Source organism: Pedobacter sp. 05L430, from assembly GCF_056397585.1.
In genome coordinates this window covers 1-26,839 of record NZ_JBFTNT010000010.1, presented here as the reverse complement: position 1 = coordinate 26,839, position 26,839 = coordinate 1, and the positions used below count along the sequence as shown (strand labels likewise).

The 26,839-nt window shown below is 37.7% G+C and carries 19 protein-coding genes; 12 read left to right on the top strand and 7 right to left on the bottom strand.

What is annotated here, in order from left to right:
- Positions 1 to 19 precede the first annotated feature (19 nt).
- From AC1DG9_RS04415 to AC1DG9_RS04405, 3 genes are read right to left on the bottom strand one after another with little or no spacing between them, the layout of a single operon-like run.
- Complete coding sequence (locus tag AC1DG9_RS04415) at positions 20 to 3,154, bottom strand: efflux RND transporter permease subunit (RefSeq protein WP_477634341.1); 3,135 nt, start codon at positions 3,152 to 3,154, stop codon at positions 20 to 22.
- Between the two features lie 6 nt (positions 3,155 to 3,160).
- Positions 3,161 to 3,331 (bottom strand): hypothetical protein, encoded by a 171-nt coding sequence (locus tag AC1DG9_RS04410; protein WP_477634340.1) that lies wholly within the window; start codon positions 3,329 to 3,331, stop codon positions 3,161 to 3,163.
- Complete coding sequence (locus tag AC1DG9_RS04405) at positions 3,315 to 3,995, bottom strand: efflux RND transporter periplasmic adaptor subunit (RefSeq protein WP_477634339.1); 681 nt, start codon at positions 3,993 to 3,995, stop codon at positions 3,315 to 3,317. Before AC1DG9_RS04405 ends, AC1DG9_RS04410 begins: the two co-directional genes overlap by 17 nt.
- A 246-nt stretch (positions 3,996 to 4,241) precedes the next feature.
- Between AC1DG9_RS04405 and AC1DG9_RS04400 the strand changes: the two genes are divergently transcribed.
- On the top strand, positions 4,242 to 4,844 hold the full coding sequence (locus AC1DG9_RS04400) for a helix-turn-helix transcriptional regulator (protein ID WP_288881129.1): 603 nt from the start codon (positions 4,242 to 4,244) through the stop codon (positions 4,842 to 4,844).
- Positions 4,845 to 4,889: 45 nt separating this feature from the next.
- Here the strand turns inward: AC1DG9_RS04400 and AC1DG9_RS04395 are convergent, their stop codons facing one another.
- Both AC1DG9_RS04395 and AC1DG9_RS04390 read right to left on the bottom strand, forming a co-directional pair.
- On the bottom strand, positions 4,890 to 7,556 hold the full coding sequence (locus AC1DG9_RS04395; protein ID WP_288881131.1) for a valine--tRNA ligase: 2,667 nt from the start codon (positions 7,554 to 7,556) through the stop codon (positions 4,890 to 4,892).
- A 187-nt stretch (positions 7,557 to 7,743) separates the two neighbouring features.
- Entirely contained in the window at positions 7,744 to 9,897 is a 2,154-nt protein-coding gene (locus AC1DG9_RS04390) for a S9 family peptidase (protein ID WP_337716384.1), read from the bottom strand.
- A gap of 163 nt (positions 9,898 to 10,060) precedes the next feature.
- Between AC1DG9_RS04390 and AC1DG9_RS04385 the strand changes: the two genes are divergently transcribed.
- Together AC1DG9_RS04385 and AC1DG9_RS04380 are read left to right on the top strand one after the other, a co-directional pair.
- Positions 10,061 to 10,936 carry a DMT family transporter gene (locus AC1DG9_RS04385; RefSeq protein ID WP_477634338.1) on the top strand — a complete coding sequence of 292 codons (876 nt, stop codon included), beginning with the start codon at positions 10,061 to 10,063 and terminating at the stop codon, positions 10,934 to 10,936.
- A gap of 319 nt (positions 10,937 to 11,255) precedes the next feature.
- Positions 11,256 to 13,292: a M13 family metallopeptidase gene (locus tag AC1DG9_RS04380; RefSeq protein WP_477634337.1), complete on the top strand. Its 2,037-nt coding sequence runs from the start codon at positions 11,256 to 11,258 to the stop codon at positions 13,290 to 13,292.
- Positions 13,293 to 13,330: 38 nt separating this feature from the next.
- On the opposite strand, the gene AC1DG9_RS04375 is transcribed toward AC1DG9_RS04380, so the two are convergent.
- Positions 13,331 to 13,981 (bottom strand): TetR/AcrR family transcriptional regulator, encoded by a 651-nt coding sequence (locus AC1DG9_RS04375; protein ID WP_477634336.1) that lies wholly within the window; start codon positions 13,979 to 13,981, stop codon positions 13,331 to 13,333.
- A 106-nt stretch (positions 13,982 to 14,087) separates the two neighbouring features.
- Between AC1DG9_RS04375 and AC1DG9_RS04370 the strand changes: the two genes are divergently transcribed.
- A complete protein-coding gene (locus tag AC1DG9_RS04370) occupies positions 14,088 to 14,291 on the top strand; it encodes a hypothetical protein (protein ID WP_172659485.1) in 204 nt (67 codons plus the stop codon).
- Between the two features lie 248 nt (positions 14,292 to 14,539).
- Positions 14,540 to 16,999 (top strand): TonB-dependent receptor, encoded by a 2,460-nt coding sequence (locus AC1DG9_RS04365; protein WP_288881139.1) that lies wholly within the window; start codon positions 14,540 to 14,542, stop codon positions 16,997 to 16,999.
- Positions 17,000 to 17,002: 3 nt separating this feature from the next.
- On the opposite strand, the gene AC1DG9_RS04360 is transcribed toward AC1DG9_RS04365, so the two are convergent.
- A complete protein-coding gene (locus AC1DG9_RS04360) occupies positions 17,003 to 17,338 on the bottom strand; it encodes an MmcQ/YjbR family DNA-binding protein (RefSeq protein ID WP_288881142.1) in 336 nt (111 codons plus the stop codon).
- A 52-nt stretch (positions 17,339 to 17,390) separates the two neighbouring features.
- Here AC1DG9_RS04360 and mnmC2 point away from each other — a divergent pair, with 52 nt between their 5' ends.
- From mnmC2 to AC1DG9_RS04325, 7 genes are all read left to right on the top strand, one after another.
- Complete coding sequence (mnmC2, locus tag AC1DG9_RS04355) at positions 17,391 to 18,071, top strand: tRNA (5-methylaminomethyl-2-thiouridine)(34)-methyltransferase MnmC2 (protein WP_288881144.1); 681 nt, start codon at positions 17,391 to 17,393, stop codon at positions 18,069 to 18,071.
- A gap of 110 nt (positions 18,072 to 18,181) precedes the next feature.
- Positions 18,182 to 19,135, top strand: coding sequence for an aldo/keto reductase (locus AC1DG9_RS04350; RefSeq protein WP_288881146.1), 954 nt, complete (start codon positions 18,182 to 18,184; stop codon positions 19,133 to 19,135).
- 110 nt (positions 19,136 to 19,245) lie between these two features.
- The gene (locus AC1DG9_RS04345) at positions 19,246 to 20,358 is read left to right on the top strand and encodes an AI-2E family transporter (RefSeq protein WP_477634335.1); all 1,113 of its coding nucleotides are present in this window, start codon (positions 19,246 to 19,248) and stop codon (positions 20,356 to 20,358) included.
- 24 nt (positions 20,359 to 20,382) lie between these two features.
- Complete coding sequence (locus tag AC1DG9_RS04340) at positions 20,383 to 20,679, top strand: hypothetical protein (protein WP_048907066.1); 297 nt, start codon at positions 20,383 to 20,385, stop codon at positions 20,677 to 20,679.
- 7 nt (positions 20,680 to 20,686) lie between these two features.
- Positions 20,687 to 21,496 (top strand): nucleoside triphosphate pyrophosphohydrolase, encoded by an 810-nt coding sequence (mazG, locus tag AC1DG9_RS04335; protein ID WP_172659477.1) that lies wholly within the window; start codon positions 20,687 to 20,689, stop codon positions 21,494 to 21,496.
- A gap of 575 nt (positions 21,497 to 22,071) precedes the next feature.
- Positions 22,072 to 25,098, top strand: coding sequence for a SusC/RagA family TonB-linked outer membrane protein (locus AC1DG9_RS04330; RefSeq protein ID WP_477634334.1), 3,027 nt, complete (start codon positions 22,072 to 22,074; stop codon positions 25,096 to 25,098).
- Positions 25,099 to 25,117: 19 nt separating this feature from the next.
- A complete protein-coding gene (locus tag AC1DG9_RS04325; RefSeq protein ID WP_477634333.1) occupies positions 25,118 to 26,635 on the top strand; it encodes a RagB/SusD family nutrient uptake outer membrane protein in 1,518 nt (505 codons plus the stop codon).
- The last annotated feature ends 204 nt before the right edge of the window (positions 26,636 to 26,839 follow it).

The following is a 26,839-nucleotide window of genomic DNA, read 5'->3' as shown; positions in this document are numbered from 1 at the left end:
TATATTCATTTCTTACGAATTATAAAACTTCATTGTTTTTGCGTACTCCAGATATTTTCTCTTGCAGAGATTGAAAAACTACAAACAATGCAGGGATTACAAACACCCCGAATACTGTACCTACAAGCATCCCACCAACCGCTGCGGTACCTATTGAGCGGTTACTTAAAGCCCCTGCTCCGGTAGCGATCATCAAGGGAAGCAAGCCGAAGATAAAGGCAAAAGAGGTCATCAAAATTGGCCTTAGTCGGGCTGTAGCGCCTGAAATTGCCGACTGGATTAAACTCATACCACTAAGGCGGTGCATCAATGCGAACTCCACAATAAGGATCGCATTTTTTGCAAGTAAGCCGATGAGCATAATTAAACTTATTTGCAGAAATATGTTATTATCAAGCCCAAATAATCGTGCAAACAAGAATGCTCCAGCCAGTCCTATAGGCAAAGAAAGCAGCACTGAGAATGGCAGAATATAACTCTTATACTGGGCACTCAATAAGAAATAAATGAACAGCAAGCTGAGCATAAAGATCAATAGGGTTTGACTACCACTAGACAACTCTTCTAGTGTTAAACCGGAGAATTCATAAGTATAACCTTGTGGTAGGGTTTGGGCAGCTACTTCCTGAATTGCTTTTATCGCATCACCAGAACTATAACCAGGCTTGGGTGCGCCATTTACGGCACCAGCCGTAAACAAGTTAAAGCGGTTTATAAATTMCGGGCCATAGATTTTTTTAAGTGTAATAAACTCTGATATCGGAGCCATAGCCCCTTTATCATTCCTAACAAATATTCTATTGATGGCCTCTTTATTGGTTCTCTGTTCCGCTTCAGCCTGAATCATTACACGGTATTGTTTACCAAAACGATTAAAGTCTGACGCATAAATACCCCCCAAATAGCCTTGCAGCGTTCCAAGTACGCGGTTAACAGGAACACCTGCTTCTTTGCATTTCGCAACGTTTACATTAACCTCGTACTGCGGAAAACTTGTGTTGTATGATGTAGCAGCATACATAATTTCAGGACGMTGATTTAGTGCTCCCATAAACTTCCCAATTACTGCATCAAAAGCCTTATAACTACCTCCTGTTTTATCCTGCAACTGAAATTCGAAACCATCATTATTTCCAAACCCCTGTAATGTTGGTGCGGCAAAGAAAATGATATTGGCTCCTTTAATTTCTGCAGTTTTTGCGAACAACTGACCAACAATACTTTTAATATCCTGCCCTTTTTTTGTTCTTTCTTTCCATGGCTTTAACCTGATAAATATAGCCGCATACGAACTCCCGGTGCCGCTCATTAAATCCATACCGGCAACTCTAGATGACAATTCAATCTCAGGAATAGATCTCGCGATGCTATCTATTTTATTTGCAATGAATTCAGTACGTTCCAAAGAAGTTGCCGGAGGTAAAATAACGTTACCATATATGGAACCACTATCCTCATTAGGCACAAATCCAGTTGGAGTGGTTTTAACCAAAAACCAGAATAAAAGACTAAACACAATGATTATCGCAAATGCAATCCATTTTTTCGCAATCAGAAAAACAACCGACTTCTTATAACGGTTAGTCATGGTGCTGAATGAAGCATTAAACCCTGCATAAAAGCGCTGTAAAAAGCCGGTTTTCTGTTCATGATGCTCGCCATGTGGTTTTAACAACAATGCGCAAAGTGCCGGACTTAAAGTAAGTGCATTTACTGCAGATATGATAATGGCCACAGCAAGTGTTAACCCAAACTGCTTGTAAAATACCCCAACCGACCCCGTAACAAAAGTTACCGGAACAAATACCGCAGCCATAATGAGGGTTATAGAGATAATAGCCCCGCTAATTTCACTCATGGCATGCATAGTTGCTTTTTTTGCTGATTTAGCACCCTGATCTAATTTAGCATGAACCGCCTCTACTACTACAATGGCATCATCTACCACAATACCAATGGCCAGAACCAGGGCAAAAAGTGTAAGCAGGTTAATCGTAAATCCAAAAAGTTTAAGGAAAAAGAATGTTCCTATAATAGCTACCGGAACTGCAATGGCCGGAATTAAGGTAGAACGGAAATCCTGCAAAAAGATAAATACTACAATGAATACCAATATAAATGCTTCAATAATTGTAACTATAAGCTTAGAAATTGAAGCATCCAAAAACTCATTTGCATTGGCGAATACGCTATACTTGACTCCTTTTGGAAAGGTTAATGAAGCATCGTCCAATATTTTTATACACTTCTTTATGATCTCATTGGCATTGGAACCTGAAGTTTGATTGATTGCAACATATGGTGATTCATGACCTTGCGCCATGATGGTACTCGAATAAGTAAAAGAGCCCATGTCTACCTCAGCAATGTCTTTTAACTTAAGTACCTGACCATTACCTACAGATTTGAGTATGATGTTTTCAAATTGTGCAGGTTTTTCAAGGCGACCAGTATATTTTAAGGTATACTGGAATGCCTGACCACTGTTCTCTCCTACTTTACCTGGTGCAGCTTCTATGTTTTGCTCTGCAAGCGCTTCTGTAATATCAGAAGGGATTAACCCATAAGCAGCCATGGCATCTGGTTTAAGCCAGATTCTCATACTGTAATCCATACCTCCATATACAGCGGCATTCCCTACTCCCTCAACTCTTTTGATTTGAGGCATCACATTAATTTTTAAATAGTTGTCGAGGAATTTCTGATCATACTTTCCATCCTCGCTGTACAACAGAAAACTAAATACTTCACTATTCAACCGCTTACTGGTGGTAATGCCAACTTTGATTACTTCCGCTGGCAGCAAACTTGTAGCTTTGGTGATTCTGTTCTGCACATTAATTGCAGCCATATCCGGATCTGTACCTTGCTTAAAGTTTATTGTAATGCTGGCACTACCGTCATTACTTGCTTTAGAAGTCATGTAAGTCATGTGTTCTACTCCGTTAATCTCTTCTTCGAGCGGTACAATTACGCTTTTCATGACCACATCCGCACTTGCTCCCTGATATGAGGTACTTACTTCAACGGCGGGTGGAGCAATGTCTGGATACTGGGAAATAGGCAATGAATATAGGCCTAGTAACCCCATTATAACTATGATAATCGATATAACGGTAGACAAGACCGGGTTATCTATAAATTTCTTTAACATAATATTTTAGTGTTTTGCTTTGATTTTCATTCCATCTTTCAAGCTTCCCATTCCTTCCGTCACAATCTGTTCGCCAGGGTTCAGTCCTTTTGTTACCACATAAAATTCACCAGAAGGGACATCCATTATCTCTATTTCAGTACTTTTTACCGCACCGTTTTTAACGGTGTAGACCATCGTTTTTTTCCAGAAACTGCTTTTCATTGAAGGAGAAGTAGGCAAAAACACTTGCAATATTTGAAACTGTTGTTAGCGGTTGTGGAGATGAACTGCTAACCAGACTGCCTGTTTTATAGGGTAAGTTTCCCACCACCCCATCGGCAGGACTATTTATATGAGTATAGCCAAGATTAGTGCGGGCATTAACTAAACTAGCTTTTGCCTGTGCAAGTGCAGCTTCTTTAGCATGCAGATTAAAATTTGCCTGCTTAAGTTCATAATTACTAATGATCTCTTCTTTTACCAGAGGCAAGGTTTTCTCGACTTGCATTTTTGCAGTACTTACTTCAGCTTCAGCATTTTTTATGGCGGCCGTAGCTGTTCTAACCTCCTGTTCGTACTGGGGGGCATTTATTTTAAAAAGTAACTGACCTTTTTTAACAACTGCACCCTCATCAACAAGTATCTGTTCTACAAACCCATCTACTTTTGGTCTGATCTCTACGTTCTGCTGACCCTGTATAGTTGCTGAGTAATCTGTATTGAGAACAGCATCTTTCGGTTGTACTGTTGAAACCGGATATTCCTGAATAGTTTCTTCCTGCGTTTGGCTTTGTGTGGGGCTGCATGCTTCAAATAGCAACATTCCGCCTAATAATGAGAGTAATTGTATTGTTTTCATAAATGTAATTTTTCTTTTTTGGCATAAGTAGTCCTCATCTCCTAAAAAATCTCTTTTTGGCAGTTAAGGTTAACAGCGATTATTTATCGCCCGAACTAAGTGTTGGGTTAATAATTAAATATGGAGTATCACGATAATTTCATTATAATTCTTTATTTCGTTAAAAAGTTAAGCAAAGTTAGTACTTTTGTGAATAAAACAACCAAATACTTGTTTTATTAGATTATGAAGACAAATCGATTCTTAATGCTTTTAAAAACCCGTGGTGCATTAACTGCAGGAGAAATTTCAAAAGAACTTGGGATTACAAGTGAAGGCGCGCGCTTACAACTCATCAAATTAAGTGAGGAGGGATTGATCAAATCGACCAACGAATCAAAAGGTGTTGGCAGGCCCACCGTTTACTTTAGTTTAACAGAAGAAGGAAATGCTGGTTTTCCTGATACGCATGCCGAACTTACTGTTAAACTGATACAACTTATGAAGACCACGCTGGGCGACGAGGCTCTTGATAAAGTGATAGCAGCAGGCGAACAAGTTGGCAAGGAAAAATATTCTAACGAATTACAATCTATTACAGATCTTGAAGGTCGTATCTCCCAACTCGCAGATATCCGCACACGAGAAGGATACATGGCTGAATATAGTAAAGATGAACAAGGCTATTTGTTGATAGAGAACCACTGCCCAATTTGTGCAGCAGCGCAGGTTTGCCAGGGTTTTTGCGCCTCAGAGCTTAATACTTTTAAGTTTGTATTAGGTGAGGATATAGATATAACAAGGGTAAATCATATTATTGCAGGCGACAGAAGGTGCGCCTACAGAATAACATTAAAGAAGGCTGGTTAAAATAATGCATTCTCCAGCTGCCTGCCGAAGAATGCTCAATTAGATTTATCCTTTTAAAGCAGCAAGACTTTCTTCGATAGTATTGATCTTCGATTCAGCATCTGCTTTTTTATTGCGTTCGTTTTGAATGATCTCAGGTTTTGCGTTTTGTACAAACCTTTCGTTACTCAGCTTAGCATCTACAGATTTCAAAAAGCCTTGTAAATAAACCAATTCTCCATTTAAGCGTTCTATTTCAACGTCAATATCAATAGCCTCATTCAGATGAATAAAGAACTCATCGTTGCCCACCATAAAGTTTACAGCTCCTGGAATCTTATCGTTTACAAACTCAACCTGATTAATATTAGCGAGCTTGAACACAATATTTAACCATTTTTCGAAATCTAAAGACGAATTTACTTTTATAGCCAGAGGAAGTGCTTCTTTAGGCGAGATCTGTTTCGTATTTCTAACGTTTCTGATCTCAGCTACCAGGCCTTTAATAATCTCCACTTCTTTAAGTAATTGCGCATCCGCTTTACCAACAACAGGGTAGTTTGCTACAATGCAGCAATCAAGCTCACCTTTCTCTCCGAAGAGTTCATCATGCCACAATTCTTCCGTTAGGAAAGGCATAAATGGATGTAATAATGTCAGGATTTTTTCAAAGAAACCGATAGTTACTTTTAAAGTTTCAGCGTCTATTGGATGTTGATAAGTTGGCTTTACCATTTCAAGATACCAGGCACAGAAATCATCCCATACCAGTTTATAACAGGCCATTAAAGCTTCCGATAAACGGTATTGTTTAAAGTTCTCTTCAATCTCTGCCAGCGCTTCGTTAAAGCGATTTTCGAACCACAATATAGCTTGTTGGTTGGGATTTTCAAGATTTTCATCAACTTCCCAACCTTTAACTAATCTGAAAGCATTCCAGATTTTGTTGGCAAAATTACGGCCTTGCTCGCAATAGCTTTCGTCGAACATCAAATCGTTTCCAGCCGGAGAGCACAACAACATCCCTACCCTTACTCCATCAGCACCATATTTTTCAATTAACCCAATAGGATCAGGGGAGTTACCCAATGATTTAGACATTTTACGGCCCAATTTATCTCTTACAATACCTGTTAAATAAACATTTGTAAAAGGTTTTTGACCTCTGAACTCATGGCCTGCCATGATCATACGTGCTACCCAGAAAAATAAAATCTCAGGGGCAGTAACCAGATCATTGGTAGGGTAATAGTAGTTAATATCTTTATTGTCTGGATCTTTAAAACCATTAAACACAGAGATTGGCCACAACCATGATGAAAACCAGGTATCCATTACATCAGGATCCTGAGTTACAAAAGGTGCCAGCTGATGTTTAAAACCATGGATTTCAGTTTCCGTAAATACCCCGTCAATATCTTTAAGTTTTAAAAACTCGTCAAGTGCTTCTTCTTTAGTTTTTGCTACAACCCAATTGCCTTTATCATCGTACCATGCAGGAATTTGTTGTCCCCACCACAGTTGCCTGCTGATATTCCAGTCCCTAACATTCTCCATCCAATGACGATAGGTGTTTACGAACTTTTCAGGAATTAACTTAACATCGCCATCCAATACATCTTTCAATGCCGGCTTGGCCATTTCATCCATTTTGCAGAACCATTGCATAGATAGCTTAGGCTCAATAGCTGCATTGGTACGCTCAGAAAAACCTACCTGCGATTTATAGTCCTCAACTTTATCTAAATGACCAGCTTCTTCTAATAAGACAGCAATCTTTTTTCTTGCCACAAAGCGGTCTTCACCAACAAGCACAACAGCAAGTTCGTTTAATGTACCATCTTCATTTAAGATATCTATTACAGGCAACTTATGTTTAACACCCAATTCGTAATCGTTCAAATCATGAGCAGGAGTAACCTTTAAGCATCCTGTTCCAAAATCCATTGTTACATACTCATCCTGAATAACAGGTATCTCACGATTGATTAGTGGTACAAAAACTTTTTTTCCTTTCAGGTGCTGGTAACGCTCGTCGTTAGGGTTAACGCAAATGGCAGCATCGGCCATAATTGTTTCCGGACGGGTAGTTGCAATGGTTAAGAAATCATTGGTTCCCGATACCGAATATTTTATATAATATAACTTTTGATTTACCTCTTTACGGATCACTTCTTCATCAGAAACCGCAGTTTTACCTGCCGGATCCCAATTCACCATACGCACGCCGCGATATATTCTTCCTTTTTTATACAAATGGATAAAACTATCGATTACTGCTTCTGAAAGATCATCTTCCATAGTAAAGCGTGTCCGCTCCCAGTCGCAACTTGCGCCTAACTTTTTCAGCTGATCAAGAATAATACCCCCGTATTTCTCTTTCCATTCCCAAGCATATTTAAGAAATTCTTCTCTGCTAAGGTCTTTTTTGCTGATCCCTCTTTCTTTAAGCATGGCAACAACTTTTGCCTCAGTAGCAATTGATGCATGATCCGTTCCAGGCACCCAGCAAGCATTTTTACCTTGCATACGCGCTCTACGAATCAGCACATCCTGAATTGTATTGTTTAGCATATGCCCCATATGCAAAACCCCAGTCACATTTGGAGGAGGGATTACAATGGTATAAGGCTCACGTTCGTCAGGCTCAGAATGAAAAAAGTTCTTTTCTATCCAGTAGCTGTACCATTTGTCTTCGGTTGCCGCCGGGTCGTATTTTGTAGAAATGCTCATTATTTTGAAAAAGTATCAGATTTGGCTGTAAAAATAAGAATAAAAAAGACAGATGCTATTCGCTTCCCCAAAATCTTGAAGGGAAGATTTTGCATATCAGCTCATAACACTGACTTTTTTGGGAAAAGGAAATAGAAAAATAGGGAAAAAGATCAATGTACATTGATCTTTTTTAACCTTACTTTCTTTACTTCAGGTTTTGCATAAAGTAATCAGTAACCTTTTGATACAAATGTGCTCTGTCTTTACCAATTACATTATGCTCATGGCCAGGGTAGATCATATAATCTACTTGAATACCCTTATCAACAGCTTTTTTAACGAAATCAACAGAATGTTGCTGTACTACAACAGGATCCTGCAGGCCATGGATTAACATCAGTTTTCCCTTTAGCTGGTCAACTTTACTACTCAAGTCAGTAGCAGCATAACCCTCAGGATTTTCCTGCGGAGTATCCATATAGCGTTCAGTGTACATCACCTCATAAAACTTCCAGTTTATTACCGGACCACCTGCAACAGCAGCTTTAAAAATACCAGGATGTGTAACCATAAAATCAACCGTTCCAAAACCTCCAAAGCTCCAGCCAAATAGCCCCATATTAGCAGAATCAACATAAGGAAGCCCCTTCAAGTAATCTACTGCCTTCATCATATCTTCCATTTGAACATCCCCTGCTCTGCGGAACATAGACTGTTCAAAAGCTCTACCCCTATTATCACTTCCTCTTGTGTCGATTGTTAATACCACATAACCATGCTCAGCCATATACCTGAACCAATAATCTCCAGCACCTGCATTCCATGAGTTTAGGATAAGCTGCGCATGTGAGCCGCCGTACCAGTAAACAATAACCGGATACTTTTTTGTGCTGTCGTAATCAACTGGTTTATATAAGCTACAATACAAATCGTCTCCACTGTTACTTTTTATAGTAAAGATTGAGGAGTTTTCTGTAGCAAATGCAGCTAAAGGATTGGGTGCTTTTAATAATGTTTTTGTTTTAGCAGTTGCAGTTTCTATTAACTGGATTACTCGGGGTTGTTCCGGACTACTATAATTATCAATTACAGTGTTTCCAGAAGTGCTCACCTGTGCACCATGTACAGCAAATCCTTGTGTAATCCTATTAGATTTACCTGATTTTAAGTTAAGCACATATAAATTACGGGTTATGGGAGATTCTTCAGTAGAAACATAAAACAGCTGATCACCTTTTGAATTAAATCCTTTTACATCAAGTACCTCCCAGTTTCCTTTTGTCAATTGTTTCAATACTTTTCCATTTAAATCATATAGATATAAATGATTCCATCCATCACGGTTACTTTGCCAGATAAACTTAGCAGGATCATTTTTGAGGAATAACATAGGCACCAATGGCTCAACATATTTCTCATCCTTTTCTTCAAATAATGTTTTCACAAAATCACCGGTTGCTGCATCATATTGATTTAGCTTCATGTGATTCTGTCCGCGGTTTAAAACCGCAATGTATATGTATTTATCATCCGGGCTCCATGCAATATTAGTAAGATACTGCTCAACAGGTTCACCTGTTTTAAGGTACACCACAGCTTTCGTATCTGCATTATAAACCCCTACAGTTACCTCATGGCTTTTATCGCCTGCCATAGGATATTTGATATTTACATTTTTAGCAGGTCTCGTGGTCCAATCTATGATCGGATAATCAGAAACCATGCTTTGATCCATTCTATAAAAAGCGAGTAGCTTACCGCTATTGCTCCAGAACGTACCTTTAGTTATTCCAAATTCATCACGATGAACCGACGAAGCATACACAATATCTTTGCTGCCATCTTTAGTTACCTGATTTTGATCAGTACCATTTGTCACAAACAAATTGAAGTTATCCAAATAAGCGATGTAACCAGCGGTACTTTGTTCAACACTAGTTTTACTACCAATAGATTGATCTATGAGCACCTTATAGGTATTCTTTACAGGATTAAACGCAACTTTACTTCCGTTAACCGTTAATATCCAGTCGGGTCCCTGATTAAATTGAATAACAGGCATCGACTTTAAAGTATTCTTTTGAAATGACTTTAATTTCTGATTTAACTGGACCAATGATAAAAATTGCTGTTCATGCTGACTCTTAAAATTGCCACTCATCCATACGGGTTCATTCCCTATTTTTTTGGCATACACATAATCTTCTGTGCCATAAATAAATTGAATTTGAGAAAGATTTTCCGGAGCCAAAGTAGTGCGTGCATTACTCATTGCATCCTGAATGGTCAATTGTTTATCCTGGGCTATGCCATAAAAAGCAATTGACAACAATTGAATACATAAAATCAGTTTTTTCATCAGTTGTTCTAAAAGATGATGAAGCTATCATGCGCCGCCCGCTATTATTCATTTCGGTTTATATAATGCAGCACATGATGGTTTCATCGTATGAATAATAAGTTGGGGCCAAACTTATACAAAATATCGCAAATTACATCGTTGGCTTGATTACCTTTGATGTGTGAAAAACATCTTTATAGGTTTACTGTTCGCTATGTTGTGGGCTTCAGCATCTGTAGCTACAAAATTTGGCATTTTATCTGCGCCTCCATTGGTCCTGGCAAATATTCGTTTTTTCCTGGCAGGGCTTGTATTACTCTCATTTGGATATATATTTAATAAATCCTATAAATTACCTAATGCCGAAGAATGGAAGCACCTTTCAATATTTGGCCTTTTAAATACCACCGTTTATCTTGGCCTGTACGTATGTGCGATGAAATATACCGCAGCAGGTATAGGCAGTTTGGCTACATCTACAAACCCACTATTAATTGTACTATTGTCTTCCTGGCTAATTGGCCGTAAACCATCAAAAGAAGAAATATTTAGCATTATAATAGGTATGGCAGGTATTGGAATTGCCACCTATCCACTGTTAAAAGATAGCAGTACAACTATATTGGGAATCAGCTTATTGATGTTAAGTATGGTCTGTGTATCTTTTGCAAGTGTATACTACGCAAGAGTGAAATGGAAGCTCCCCAACATTTTGATCAATGGGTGGCAGGTGGCGCTAGGGGGAATATTTCTGCTCCMATTTACCTTTTTCTTTAGTGATTTCTCATTGATACGAATGGACAACAGGCTTATATTCTCTGCTTTATGGCTTAGCCTTGCAGTGTCTGTAATAGGGCTTATATGTTGGTTCTACTTATTAAAAATAGATACGGTTAAAGCTTCACTATGGCTGTTTCTATGTCCACTTTTCGGTTTCTTTTATGCCTGGTGGTTAATGGACGAGCCTATTACCATGTACACAGTTGCAGGCACTTTGCTTGTTGTTTTCGGATTATATCTTGGCCAGAGAAAAAAATTAAGCAGAAGTATTAATTAGCAGTAAACAGATCATACCTTACCAAACAATAGAACATATTTTACACCCCTTACACAATAAAATATGTTAAAATATGTTAAATAGGTATAACTGACTTAGTCATGAAAGCAATAAAACTATTTTTCTTTTCAGGTTCCTTGCTTAGGCGGTTCAGCCTAACTAAAATCTACTACTGGTTTAACAAGTAATATTTTGAATAGACAAAATGCTTGTTAAGCAGTATTTATTACTTTTACCTCATTGATGTTATTATAAACACCACATGTCGCAGGGATTCTCCTGCATAGGTAAAGTGTTATAAAATCTGTTGACTAACTTTATGAATATTTTAAAACTAACCAGGCACATTGCTGCCTTAGGAATTCTTGCGACCGGCTATACGGCTAGTGCTCAATCTCCCGCAAAATTTATTGACCCGACCAACATGGATCTCAGCGTAAAACCTGGAGATGATTTTTACACATATGCCAGCGGCACATGGATTAAAAACAATCCTGTTCCTGCAAAAGAAACACGTTGGGGCAGTTTCAATGTATTAAGAGATTTTAATATAAATGCAGTAAAAGGACTTGTAGAAGATGCTGCTGCTGATAAAACAGCTCCGGTAGGATCAGTAAAAAAACGTGTAGGTGATTTCTTTGCCGCCGCAATGGACAGCATAGCAATTGAAAAACTGGGTTATAGTCCAATTAAAGCTGACCTGGAAAAAGTTAAACAACTTAAAACTGTTCAGGATATTTTAGACCATACGGTATATATGCGCGTAAGCGGGCTTGCTTCTCCCATGTTTGGATTTAGTGTCGGTCAGGATAGAAAAAACGTAACAAAATACCTTCCTCAACTTGGACAGGGAGGCACTACACTTCCTGATCGCGATTACTATTTGAAGGATGATAGCAGGAGTGTAAAGATTCGTGAGGCATATACAACCTACATGACTACCCTTTTTGGTTTAATTGGCTACAATAATACAGAAGGTCAGAAAAAAGCAGCAACGGTAATGTCGATAGAAAAGAAATTTGCAGATGCTCAAATGTCTCGTGTAGAAATGCGCGATCCATATAAAACCTATAATAAGTTTACTGTTGCAAACTTTAGCAAAACCACTCCATCTGTAGACTGGGCAAAAATGCTGCTTAAACTAAAAGTAAGCGGTCAGGATACGATACTTGTTTCTGCGCCAAAAYTCTTTGTGAYTTTTGACGAAATGCTAAAGAGTGTTTCATTAAAAGATTGGAAAACATACCTGGAATGGAATGTATTAAAAAATGCTGCTCCYAACCTAAGTTCACCTTTTGTGGCCGCAAACTTTGCTTTTAATCAGGTACAAAGCGGACAAAAAGTTCAAACTCCAAGATGGCAAAGAATGTCGCAATTAACAGATGGCACAATTGGAGAATTATTAGGACAACTATACGTAGCCAAATATTTTAAGCCAGATGCAAAACTGCGTATGACCGAGCTCATCAGTAACCTTAGAAAAGCATTTGAGATCAGGATTAAAAATCTGGACTGGATGAGTGCTGCAACAAAAGAAAAAGCACTTGCCAAACTAAATGCATTTGTGCCAAAAATAGGATATCCTGAAAAGTGGAAGAATTATGATGGTTTGGTTATAAGCCGTGCTGCCTATTTCCAGAACTTAAGAAATGCAGGTGCGTGGGGGTATAAAGAATCAATAGATCAGTTAGGCAAACCTGTTGACCGTACACGTTTTGGAATGACCCCGCCAACCGTTAATGCCTACTATAGCCCAACAATGAACGAGATTGTGTTTCCCGCCGGGATTCTTCAGTTCCCGTTCTTTGATCCAAATGCTGATGATGCGGTTAATTATGGTGGTATTGGTGCTGTAATTGGACATGAAATGTCTCACGGATTTGATGATTCAGGAAGCCAGTATGATAAAGATGGTAATCTTCGTAACTGGTGGACTGACGAAGATAAGACTAAATTTGAAGCAAAAACCAAAGCTTTAGGAGAGCAATTTGATGCATATACTGTATTAGATACCATCCACGTAATAGGAAAACTAACGATGGGAGAAAATATAGGTGACCTTGGCGGCCTTAATGCTGCATATACAGCATTTAAATTAACTAAACAGGGTCAGTCAAATGAAAAGATTGATGGTTTTACACCAGATCAGCGTTTCTTCCTATCATGGGCACAGGTTTGGCGAGGTAACATTTTACCTGAAAGTGCAGCGCAGCTGATTAAAACAGATCCGCACTCGCCAGGACCTTACAGAACCATTGGCGCACCTGTAAATATGGATGCGTGGTATGAGGCATTTGACGTTAAACCAGGTGATAAATTATATAAGAAACCTGAAAACAGAATTAGAATTTGGTAAATACATAATATAATGGCGCTTGCAAAAGCGCCATTATATTAGTTTTTTGCTTTATCGTATACTAAATCAGTGAGTTGATCGAGTGATTTTAATATTCGATCCATATCATTCGGATTATTAATATCAATACCACAAAATGGATTTCCGGTAGCCTTAGACTGTAATACCATAAAAATTATACCTGCTACCTGCAATGCCATTATCGCACGAAAGTCAACACCTGATTTTTCGAAATTCGGAAGAAGTAGTTTAAAAACTTCCTCACCAAAAGCTTCCCGCTTTAAACCAACCTCCTTCATCAGTTTACTTTTTTCACTGGTTTCCCAGATAACGATCTTCTGCATTTCCTCTTCAGTGTAAAAAAAACTAAGGTGAGTTTTTAATATTGTCTTAACCATAGGCCGGCCACCATCAATTTGAGATTCGGCCATAAGTCTTTCCATGTCTCCAGATAAACTAATCCAATAATCTTTTGTCTTTACATAGGTTTCTATCAAATTATTTACATTGTTATCAAAATACCTATAAATCAACTTCTTATTGACCTCTGCTTTTTTAGCAATATTGTTAACACCTAATGCCGTATACCCCTCATTCTTAATAATTTCACCTACCGCAGCAATCAATTTAAGCATAGTTCTTTCCTTATCTCTAATTGCTCCGGCTATACGTTTTCTAGGTTTCTCCATGGGCTAAAAATAAGAAAAAAATGTGTATGTCACCACTTTGCAAAATTCTAACAACTATTTTTGAGAAAGTTTATGTACCTAAATAACCAAATTAACATCTCTCACTATGAATTACATACCGGAACCTTTACCAGACCTAAAAGCCATTAGAATTTCGAACCTGGCTGCAGGAGACATTATAGTCAATCTGGGCACCCTCCTCGAAATCATTGAAAATGAAGACTCTTTCTCGTTAGTTATAGATAGAATGGAACAAAGACAAGTCTGGAATTTTAATAAAACTGAAGAATTAATCATTAAATCCGACTAATAAAGAAGAAATCAAATTATTAACTCAACGCTCAACAATTCAAATGACCAGGAAGGAATTTCGGGTCATTTTTATTTTATAGAAATTCATAATTAATATCGTAAAGGCATATTTTCACTTTTTTTTAATATTCGCTGTAACCTTTCGCACCATTCCTGCATCTTATAAATAACTAAATAAGAATCACAAAAACCATTCACATATTCGATTAATATGCTTAAAAGCGTATGTGGAAAAAGTATGCCATTATGAAACCTGATAAATACATTCTACTTCTCGCCATATTTGCCTTTACGCTGACTTTTACAGTCGCGAATGCGCAATCAGACAATACAACCGGAGAAATATCCGGTAAGGTGTTAGACGAACAGCAAAAGGCATTTCCGTATGCCACCATTAGCTTGTTAAATGCCAAAGATTCAACCACTGTAAAAGGGACACTTACTTCCGACAATGGAACCTATCAGTTAAAAGAAATTAAACAAGGGAATTATCTTATTGCCATTTATGTAGTTGGTTACAAAAAGGTATTTAAGGGGCCTTATTCTATAAGTTCAAGCAAAAAAACTCACGATCTAGGCAATGTTCAATTGGCTACCGATGCAAAAGAGCTTAAAGGTGTTGAAATTGTTAAACAAAAACCCCTGATAGAAAGACAGATTGATAAAACAGTCATAAATGTAGAAAATAGCGCATTGGCAGCTGGTAATACGGCTCTGGATATTTTACAGAAGTCGCCTGGAGTTACTGTCGACAAAGATGGCAAAATTAGCTTAAAGGGTAAACAGGGTGTTACCGTAATGCTTGATGGCAAACCTACCTACCTATCTTCAGAACAATTAGCCAATCTTCTTAGATCTACTGAGGGAAATGCAATCCAATCTATCGAATTAATTACCAACCCCTCTGCAAAATATGACGCCGCCGGTAACTCTGGGATCATCAATATTAAACTAAAAAAGAACAGAAATTATGGTACTAATGGCTCTATACTTGGAGGTGTTGGTTACGGAAGATATTACAAGGCAAATGGTGGTTTAAACCTAAATCATCGTGAAAAAAAAATCAATATTTTTGGAAATTACGATTACGGACGCAATAAAGGGTTTGGCAGCACAGATATTGCCAGGGTAAACAATACCGCAACGGATCAAACCTATTTTGATCAAACAAATATGAACATACGACGCAGAAACAACAGCAATTATAAAGGCGGGATAGACTATTTCATCAATGACAAGAACACAATTGGTTTTGCTTTTAATGGATATAATGCAAACGGAAAAAATGCATCAGATGTGCTTACATTGATCGGTGATCAGCCTTCCAAAACAGATTCATCAGTAGTTGCTCAAAACCCTAACAGGTATAAATACACCGGCATGTCGTACAACCTGAATTATAAAGGGACAATAGACACCCTGGGACAGGAAATAAGCATAGATGCTGATTACTCCGAACATATAGGAAGACAGGATAACAATTTCAACAATAGATATTTAAACAACCAAGGTCTGCCTGCCAAACCTGATTATATTTTTAGAAATGCTACACCATCCACGACCAAAATATGGGCAGGAAAAACAGATTACACCTACCCTATTAACAAAGAGATGAAACTTGAAGTTGGCTTAAAATCGAGTTTTGTAGAAACAGACAACAACTTCATCTTTGAGAACTACGAAAACAACCAGTGGCAAAACGATGTTAAGCGCAGTAATCAATTCCTTTACGATGAAAATATCAATGCTGCCTATGCTAACCTCAACAAAAAATTTAAAACTACTTCTGTACAATTAGGATTAAGAGCTGAACAAACCAACTCAAAAGGAAATTCTGTTACAGAACAAAAGATTGTAAACAGACATTACCTTAATCTGTTCCCAAGCATTTTTATAAACCAGGAACTATCTAAAGATCATGAAATGGGCCTCTCTTACAGCAGAAGAATTGACCGTCCAGATTATGGTTCATTAAATCCATTTATCTATTACCTTGATTTGTATTCTTACAGGTTTGGGAATCCATTCTTAAAACCTCAATACACTAATGCTTTCGAGCTATCCTATTCTTACAAAAAAACATTAAACGTAACATTTGGGTATAGCCATACCACTGATGTAATGTCTGATGTTCTATTAACAGATACGGCTAAAAAAACAATTTTCATTTCTAATCAGAACCTTGCTACGCAAGATGCATACAACCTGAACATTAGTTATCCAATACAAATAACCAAGTGGTGGAGCAGTAATAACAACTTTACCGGATTCTACAACAATTTCAAAACTCCAGATCTTTTAGGCCAACCGTTTCAAAGTGGAAGAGTTGCATTTAACTTTAATACAACACAGACCATTACTGTAAATCCGTCATTAAATATAGAATGGTCTGGCTTTTATCAATCTAAACAAGTTTACGGAACAATATTAATAGACCCTCAGTACGGTATTGACCTTGGTATAAATAAATCTTTCATGGATAAAAAATTGAGTATCAAACTTGCTGCCAATGACTTGTTTAAAATGCAAAAAAGTGTAATTACAAGTGCACTGTCTTCACAAAACTATGTAGTTAATGAAAGATGGGAAAGTCAGGTATTCCGCTTAACATGTACATACCGATTTGGAAGTAACGATATTAAAGCAGCCCGTCAGCGCTCAGGTAGTTCCGAGTCAGAAGGCCGCAGGGTTAAATCCGGCAAATAGTAACTAATTATATTTCTCCCGAACCTTTTTACTAAGCTTTCTTAGTACAAAGGTTCGGGATTCTGCAACACGGCTTTTCAATTCAGGATCAGGCAATACGTCCAAACTATCTAAAGATATCCACTGGCGTTTTGCCATGTGATAAGCTTGCTGAATACCCGGTCTTGCCACCAGCATATCAAACTCATCCGGATCACATTTAATAGAAAACCTTCCTTCTTCAAGAGACATAATCACATAAATTTTTTCTTCAATCATAAAACACAGGTGATCCCACTTCATACCTTCAGTAGTTCCCTTTAGGCTCAGGCAATAATCTCTAAATGTTTCAATATCCATAGCAAGCAATTAAGGTCTAAAGTTAAAAACTATTTTATCTAAGTTTGCACTGATGAATAAACTTATCCAAACCGCTGATGGTTCAAACACACTATACAACGAAAGTATTGGCGAAAATTATCATTCCAAACACGGTGCTTTGCAGGAAAGCAAACATGTATTTATTGATGCCGGTTTAAAGCATGCAATAGCCAGCTTTCCGGATAAAGAAATATCTGTTTTGGAGGTTGGCTTTGGCACAGGACTTAACTTTTTAATGAGCATTTCTCATTGTGCCGAACATCAGATAAAGCTTCAATATATTGGCCTGGAGGCCTTTCCATTAAGAATTGAAGAATTAGAATCAACAGGCTATGCCGCATACGTACCCGATACTGTTTGGAACAGTTTGATTGACAATTATGGAAAAGCATTACTGCAGGCAGTAACCATGCTTCCAGACCAACAGCTTAAAATTGTACAAACATATCTTCACAGGTTCCAGACTGAACAAAGATTTGACCTCATTTACTTTGATGCTTTTTCTGTTCAGCATCAACCCGAAATGTGGACAGACGAGATTATTGCACATACTTGCCAATTTTTAAAACCGGGAGGCATATTCGTTACATATGCAATTACCGGAAAACTTAAACGTGCACTCAAATCAGTAGGTTTTACCATAGAAAAGCTTCCCGGAGCACCGGGAAAGCGAGAAATGCTAAGAGCAACTAAAGCAATTGAACCCAAATAATTATTATAAATTACAAACCACCGACTATATTAGAAACACCATGCTGTTAAATTTGTTAAGTAAGTAATAATGCGCTCGCACAACCTACCTTAACAACAGAAATTACAGCGATGAAAAAAAGAAAATTAGGAAACTCCGATTTATTTGTTTACCCAATAGCCTTTGGGGGAAATGTATTTGGCTGGACCGCGGATGAAAAGAAATCATTCGAAATACTTGATGGCTTTACCGATGCAGGCTTTAACTTTATAGACACCGCAGATGTATATTCTGCCTGGGTACCCGGAAACACCGGTGGGGAATCTGAGACAATAGTCGGAAACTGGATGTCGCAGAGAAATAACAGAGACAAAATTATACTTGCCACAAAAGTTGGTGCCCCAATGGGACCTGATAAAAAGGGCTTGTCTAAAAAGTATATCTTTCAGGCTGTAGAAGACTCCTTAAGAAGATTAAAAACAGACTACATAGATCTTTATCAATCTCATTACGATGATCCTGACACACCAATACAAGAAACACTTGAGGCATATCATCAATTAATAAAAGAAGGCAAGGTTCGATGGATTGGCGCTTCCAACTTAACACCGGAGCGCTTAACTGAATCGTTGGAAATAGCAAAAAAATTCAATCTCCCTAAATATCAAACCTTACAGCCAGAATACAACTTATACCAACGCGAGGGTTACGAAAAAAACTTCGAACAAATTGTACAGGATAATGATTTAGGTACAATTAACTATTATGCTCTGGCAAGTGGCTTTTTAACCGGAAAATACCGTTCAGTAGAAGACCTTAATAAAAGTCAGCGGGGTGGTGCAGTTAAAAATTACTTGAATGAAAGAGGATTTAAAATTTTAAAAGCCCTTGATGATGTATCAGAACAATACAGTGCAGATCAGGCAAGTATAGCACTGGCCTGGCTTATTGCACGTCCATCCATAACTGCACCAATTGCAAGCGTTACCAGTTTAGACCAGCTCGAAGATCTTAAGAAAGCCGCAACATTAAAACTAAATGTTGAGGATATTGCAATCCTTGACGAAGCCAGTGCCTGGGAATAACCTTTAATTCTTTTAATAAAAACAAACGCCCCGCTAAATATTTGGCAGGGCGTTTGTTTTTAGTTAATTTTCCTATGTTAAACTTTTCTAACTGGCTTAATAAATCATCTATGAGAAACATCACGCTCCCTTTTTACGCTAAACTTGCTTTGGTGCTATTTGCAATCATCTGTTTAGGGTACCTCGCCATTTTAGGACAAACATTACTTGCGCCACTGCTAACGTCATTCTTGCTGGCTTTACTGTTATTACCTCTTTCTAATTTTCTGGAACAAAAATGGCGCTTTAAAAGGAGTCTGGCTRCAATCGTATCTGTGATACTCATGATCGCTTTTATATCTAGCATACTATATTTTTTGGCAAACCAGCTTACCGATCTCTGGCAAGACTGGCCTGCGCTTAAAAAGCAAGGAGAAACTTCATTTCACGACATCCAGAATTGGATTTCAAATACCTTTAACATCAATACAAAAAAGCAGATAGACTATTTAAGAGATAGTACCAGTGCGGCACTTTCCACCAGCGCCACTGTTTTAGGCGCTACATTACTTACCCTGTCTTCAACGCTGCTTTTTCTGTCTTTTCTATTACTTTTTACCTTTTTCATCTTAAACTATCGTAAAGTACTTTTCACCTTTTTAACCGCTGTATTTGAAGAACAACATGCAGATAAGGTAGGAGAAATTGTAAGGCGCATACAATATATCATCAAAAAATATATCACCGGATTATTCCTGCAAATGCTCATCGTTACCTTATTAATGATCTTAGTACTTTGGGTATTAAATGTAAAGTATGCGGTGTTACTTGGTCTGATTGCCGRCATTTTCAACATCATCCCCTATATAGGCATCTTTACCGCGTTGCTGATCAGTGCGCTGATTACTTTTGCTACTGCAGGCGCAGCCAAGATGTTACTTGTGGTGGTTGCCTTTGCAGGTGTTCATGCCCTGGATGGCAATGTATTAATGCCATTGGTTGTAGGTTCAAAGGTAAAGATAAATGCACTATTTGCCTTTATAGGCATAGTAGTTGGCGAAATGATATGGGGCATATCAGGTATGTTCTTATGTATTCCCTACATGGCAATGCTAAAAATTATATTTGATCGTGTAGATTCTTTAAAACCATGGGGAGTTTTACTTGGCGGAGAAGAAAAGCCGCATAAAAAACGTAAGATATATCGAATCACAAAGAATATTAAGCTCGAAGAACAGGAATAAAAACAAATTTTAATAGCTTGATAAATGCCCGAAAACAGAACGCCGCATATACTTAATACCTCTGCAACCTTACTGGGTTTGTGCTTTATTGTATTGACCTCTCTTAAGGTCGCAAAAATGAGCGACAGTACAATCATTGACGAAACAACAGCTCTTGCAATTATATTATTTATGACGGCCTGTATTTTATCATTTCTTTCCATGAAAAGAAGAGGTCCCTCGAACTATCCTTTAGAGAGAGCTGCCGATATTATATTTTTATTAGGCCTTGTTGTTCTTTTTTTAACCACAATGATGGTTACCTTTAACGTCATAAAATAAACACCCAATGCCTAATAATATACCTCCTGTTACTGCAAACGATCCTGCCTCGGCATTTCAAAGACTACTTACAGTGTTAGATACATTACGCACACAATGCCCATGGGATAAAAAACAAACCATGGAAACGCTGCGACATTTAACTATTGAGGAAACCTATGAGCTATCTGATGCTATCCTTGAAGGAGACCTTGACGAGGTAAAAAAAGAGCTGGGAGATGTAATGATGCACCTTGTTTTTTACGCCCGCATAGCGTCAGAAACTAATGACTTTACCATAATTGATGTACTGAACAGTGTATGTGATAAATTAATTAGCAGACACCCGCACATCTATGGAGATGTTGAGGTACAAGATGAGCACGATGTAAAACGAAACTGGGAGCAACTAAAACTTAAAGAAGGAAACAAATCTGTTTTATCGGGGGTACCCGCTGGTCTGCCGTCTCTGGTAAAAGCAAGTCGCATTCAGGAAAAAGCAAGAGGTGTTGGCTTTGATTGGGACAATAAGGAACAGGTTTGGGAAAAGGTTGAAGAAGAGTTGCAGGAATTTAAAGATGAGTATAATGTAGTAGATGGTGCCGCTATAGATATAGAAAAAGCAGAAAGTGAATTTGGCGACCTACTGTTCTCTTTAATTAATTACGCTCGTTTCATTAACATCAATCCTGAGAACGCATTAGAAAAAACCAACAAAAAATTCATTAAGCGCTTTCAATATCTTGAAAGCAAAGCCAAAGAAAATGGCAAAGCACTGAATGATATGACACTGGCAGAAATGGATATTTACTGGAATGAGGCCAAGAGCTTGAAGTAACAATTTCATTTTACTAAAAAAAGCATATCAATCGTTTGCACTCAAACTAACAAGCTCATATACTGCCACTTACAATAATCCAAAAAATTAAATAGACATAACCTTAGTTTGGGCACCCATTCCTCTTTTAAAAAGGAGTTAAAACCTCCTATTTTGCGTTAAAACCTAAAAAATGCCCTGATAATCAGACAACGTAACTGGTTACAATAAGTGATTAATTTAACGTTAAATTAATCACTTATTAAATTCCGATAGTAATTCAGTAAAAAACTGCCAGAACAAACGTTTGCGCAATTTTTACATTACAATTGAACGGCCCCTCACTGTTTTTAGCTCTACCTTCACTCTTAATACTTTATATCAGTTTATGCACTCAAAAGCATAAATCTGATTGGGAAAAACTAAACAAAACTAAACTAAAATGATAATGAAATTTCATAGGGCTCTCCTTATTGACTTTTTTCATTTCTACCCCGACAGTTATTTCGCTGGGCCATGTTTTTTAACAAAAACACACCTAAAATCTGCCAGCTTCCTTTTTAAAACTAAAACAACAAACATATAAACCAATAAATATGAAATCTAAATTTCTACTATTTTCACTATTAATAACATTTCTCCTCTCTATAGAGGGTTATGCCCAAACAGGGATTAAAGTAAGCGGAAAAGTTTCGGATGCCAAAGGAGAAGGCATCCCGGGAGTTAGTGTTAAAGTAAAAGGTGGTAAAGTAGGTGCCCTTACCGATGGTTCCGGTAATTATGCGCTTACTGCACCAGATGCACAAAGCATTCTGCAATTCTCGTTTATCGGTTTCGATTCTCAGGAATTTACTGTTGGATCTAAAACACAAATAAATGTAACCTTAAAAGAAACTCAAAATGAACTTGAGCAGGTAGTTGTGGTAGGTTACGGTACATCAAAGAAGAAAGACCTTACCGGTGCGATTAGCTCTATTTCAAAAGAAAGCTTAAACTTAGGGGGTGTTACTTCAAACGTTGCACAAGCCATTCAGGGTCGTGCTTCGGGTGTACAGGTTACTCAAGCTAGTTCAGCACCGGGAGGTACAAGTATTATCCGCATCAGGGGTGGTAATTCAGTAAAATCTACTAACGAACCTTTGTACGTAGTTGATGGTTTTATTACAGACAATGGTAAAGATATTTCGCCAAGTGACATTGAAGACATTCAAATCTTAAAAGATGCATCTGCTACGGCTATTTATGGTTCCAGGGGTGCAAATGGAGTTGTTCTAATTTCAACAAAAAGAGGTAAATCAGGAAAAGCATCAGTAGAACTAGAAAGCTATTATGGAACTCAACGGATCAAGAACAGACCTGATTTAATGAACGCGACTGACTACAAAGCTATTGCTAACGCAAAAGCAATTGAGCAAGGAAACCCGCCAGAATATACTGCCGAAGATTTAGAGAGTTCTACTAATACTGATTGGTTTAGTCTTGCTACAAGAAATGCCACAGTACAAAGCCATAACTTAAACATCAGCGGTGGTAATGAAGATACACGTATCTCTATCTCAGGAAATTATTTCGGACAAGTAGGTGCATTAAAGAAAACAGATTTCGATCGTTACTCTGGTCGTTTCAACATAGATCAAAAAGTTGGTAAAAGATTTAAAGCTGGCGCGAATATATATGCTGCCAGATCATTTTCGCAATTTAAAACTTACGACGGAAACATAGTACCATCTAACGTATTATATGGTATTATGTTCACTTCTCCGGCTATTGCTCCATACAATGCAGACGGAACATATGCTCGTAGAAATGGGAAAGATAATCCTTTAGCTTGGTTACTTGAACCCACTAACGATCGTTACAACAATAGAATGACTGCTAACATTTTTGGTGACCTGCAAATTCTTGACGAGCTTACCTTACATATTAGTGGAGGAACAGAATTTTCAGCAACTAAAGAAGGAACTTACCTACCTACTACTCTTGTCTCAGGAGAAAAGGTTCAGGGACAGGCTTCGGTGAATGAACTAAATTCTACCCGTAATTTAATGGAAACTTATCTTACCTATAAAAAGGTATTTAATGAGATACATTCATTTACCGCATTAGCAGGATTTTCTTATCAGTTCGATCAAAATGAAAGACATTATACTCAGGTACAAAAATTCACTACTGATAAGTACCTTTATAACAATCTTGATGGTGCTGCTGAAAGAATTAAAGCTATTACTGATAAGCAAGAAGCAATAATGTATTCTTATTTCGGTCGTTTAAATTATGCTTTAAAAGACAAATATCTGGCTACATTCACTATCCGTCAGGATGTTTCATCAAAATTCTCTTCAAAAAACAGAATAGGATATTATCCATCAGGATCATTAGCCTGGAGAGTTAGCGATGAAGATTTCATGAAGGATAATAAGATCTTTTCTAACTTAAAAGTTAGAATGGGATACGGTGGAACAGGTAACGACCGGGTAAACAACTACGTATACATGAGTACATTTGGGCCAACCGGAGTTTCATTAAGCGAAGAAAGTGACCTATACGGCGGTGTTGTTGGCACCCGTTTACCTAATCCCAACTTAAAATGGGAAAGTAATTATCAATTTGATGCAGGTGTAGACATGGGCTTTTTAAATGACCGCTTAAGTGTTACAGCTGATTATTATCGCAAAACAACAAAAAACCTTCTGCTAGATATTCCAATTGAACAAATCTATGGATTCAACTMTCAGTTAATCAATGGTGGATCACTTCAAAATCAAGGAATCGAGCTTTCTATCAACAGCAGAAACGTTGAGAATGATAACATGACATGGAATACCACTTTAAACATTGCTTATAACAAACAAAAAGCAATAAATCTAAACGACAGACCATACATTATTTCTCAAACAGCTAATCCCGATGGAGCTGTGCCAGCAGCTGATTTCACCAAGCTAGCTGTAGGTAGAGAATTAAGTGAACTATATGGCTATGTTTATGATGGAGTAATTAAGACAGGCGAGGTTTATGCTGCTCAACCCCTATCTAAACCTGGAGATCCAAAATATAAAGATTTAAATGGTGATGGAGCAATTACCGCTGATGATCGCAAGGTACTAGGAAACGCTTACCCTCATTATGTTTTAGGGTTTAATAACAGCTTCACATATAAAGGTCTTGAACTTGGCATATTCTTCCAAGGTGCTTTTGGATCTGATCTTTATAATATGAATCGCTTGTTATTGGAAACTTACACAGGTACAGATGCATTACAGCGCTGGACCCCTCAAAACAACAATACTGATGTACCTAGAAATGGATATTTTACCTCAAAATATGGTGGCTATATCAACTCTAGATTCGTAGAGAACGCGTCATATGTGAAACTGAAAAACTTAAGTATTGGCTATAACATTCCAACTTCAAAAATTGGATTCTTAAAAGGTATTAGTACTGCTAAGATATATTTTAATGCACAAGATTTGTTTACCATCACCAAATATACTGGTTCAGATCCTGAAGTAAATTCGAATAACAGTGATACTGATCCCAATAGCACTAATTTAAGAGCTGGTCTGGATTTCAATGCGTATCCGGCTTACCGTTCTTTCACTCTTGGTCTTAAATTAAATTTCTAACCTATTACAATTGTCAATTATGAAACGTACTATAATTTTATTCTCAGCTTGCATAATAGGTCTTGCTTCATGTAAAAGAATCGCAGAGCCTACGGTCTATAGCATCCTAACAGAAGCAAATGCTTTTCAAACAAAGGCCGATGCAGTAGCCGCTGTAAACGGAATCTATGCAAGGTTAAAACAGCCTAGTGGTGTTAGCGATTCCTACCAATACTATGCTGGTTTTCAAATGGCCATAACAGATTTCACAACAGATATTGGTCATTCTTTTCAATCAGGAGATATCTCACAACTTTCTGACGCACAATGGTCAACCAACAATAAATATATCAACTTCGCCTATCAACATCAATATAAGCTTATTTCAGATGCAAATACTGCGCTCTTCAACATCCCAAAGATCAAAACGCTTACTGAAACACAATTGAATCAATATTTCTCCGAAATCAAATTCCTTMGTGCATTGGCTTATATAGATCTAACAGATGAATTTGGCCCGGTTATCCTAACTACCGAAGAAAATCTAAAAAATCCAGATTACACCACAAAAGTGCCTCCTGCAAGTCTGGAAGTTATCAATGCGTTCTTAATAAGTGATCTGGAATCGGCCGCAGCAAACCTCCCTGTTAATTACGAAGGAAAAGCCATTTACCCTACCAATGATGTTGGTCGGGCTACTAAAGGCGCTGCACTTTCGTTGCTTACCAAACTGTATATGCGCGAGCATCAATGGCAAAAAGCTTTAGAGACAATCCAAAAGATAGAAGACTTACATCAATATGAATTATATCCTACCTATGCAGGCCTTTTTGCGGAAAGCAACAAATGGTGTAAAGAATCAATTTTTAGTTCACTTGCTGACGCATTAAATGACGCCACCGAATTAATGAACCACTTTGGTCCATTAAATAATCCGGTTGTAACAGATCGCTGGCAATATTATGCTGTAAGCTGGAGTTTCTGGAACTCATATGCACCAAATGATGAGCGTCGTGAAATGTTTTTTTATGACTATAAGGGTACCGATGGTTTACAATACATGCAAGCCCCTGCCGGACAAACTACACCTCCAAAAGGCAAATACTACTTACCAGATGTTGCTACCAAAAAATATGCAGATCCGGCAGGTTCTAAAACCTATTATGATGGCCATGGTATTCCAATTCTACGATATGCAGATATCGTACTTTGCAAAGCAGAAGCATTAAACGAAATAAACGGACCTACACAGGCAAGTATTGACTTGATTAACTCGGTAAAAGCACGTTCAAAAGCCACGCTACTTGGCGCCCCAGGCACTTATACTAAAGATAGCCTTCGCGACAAGATCTTACAGGAGCGCGGTTGGGAATTCTTCTTTGAGTGTAAACGCAGAGTAGATTTAATCCGTATGGGCAAATACCAGGAAGTAGTTAACACTTATCTGAAATCGGTTGGCAAACCAGCTTCTATAGATATTGCCAAACACAAGTATTTCCCTTATCCTCAAACTCAGGTCGATTTAAATCCGAACCTGAGCAATGCAGGAAGACTTTAATAATTAATAAATTTAATCGGGATACAGCAACCTACACGGTATTGTATCCCGTTTTTTGTTTCTATACATTTTCATATTACCTTGTACTACAGCTAAAAAACTATTCATATGCAATTCATAAAGAGACTGATTCCCCTATTCTTTTTATTTCTGTTAAGTGCCTGCGCTAACCAGTGCGAGCAACAAATTATAGAGATAAAACTC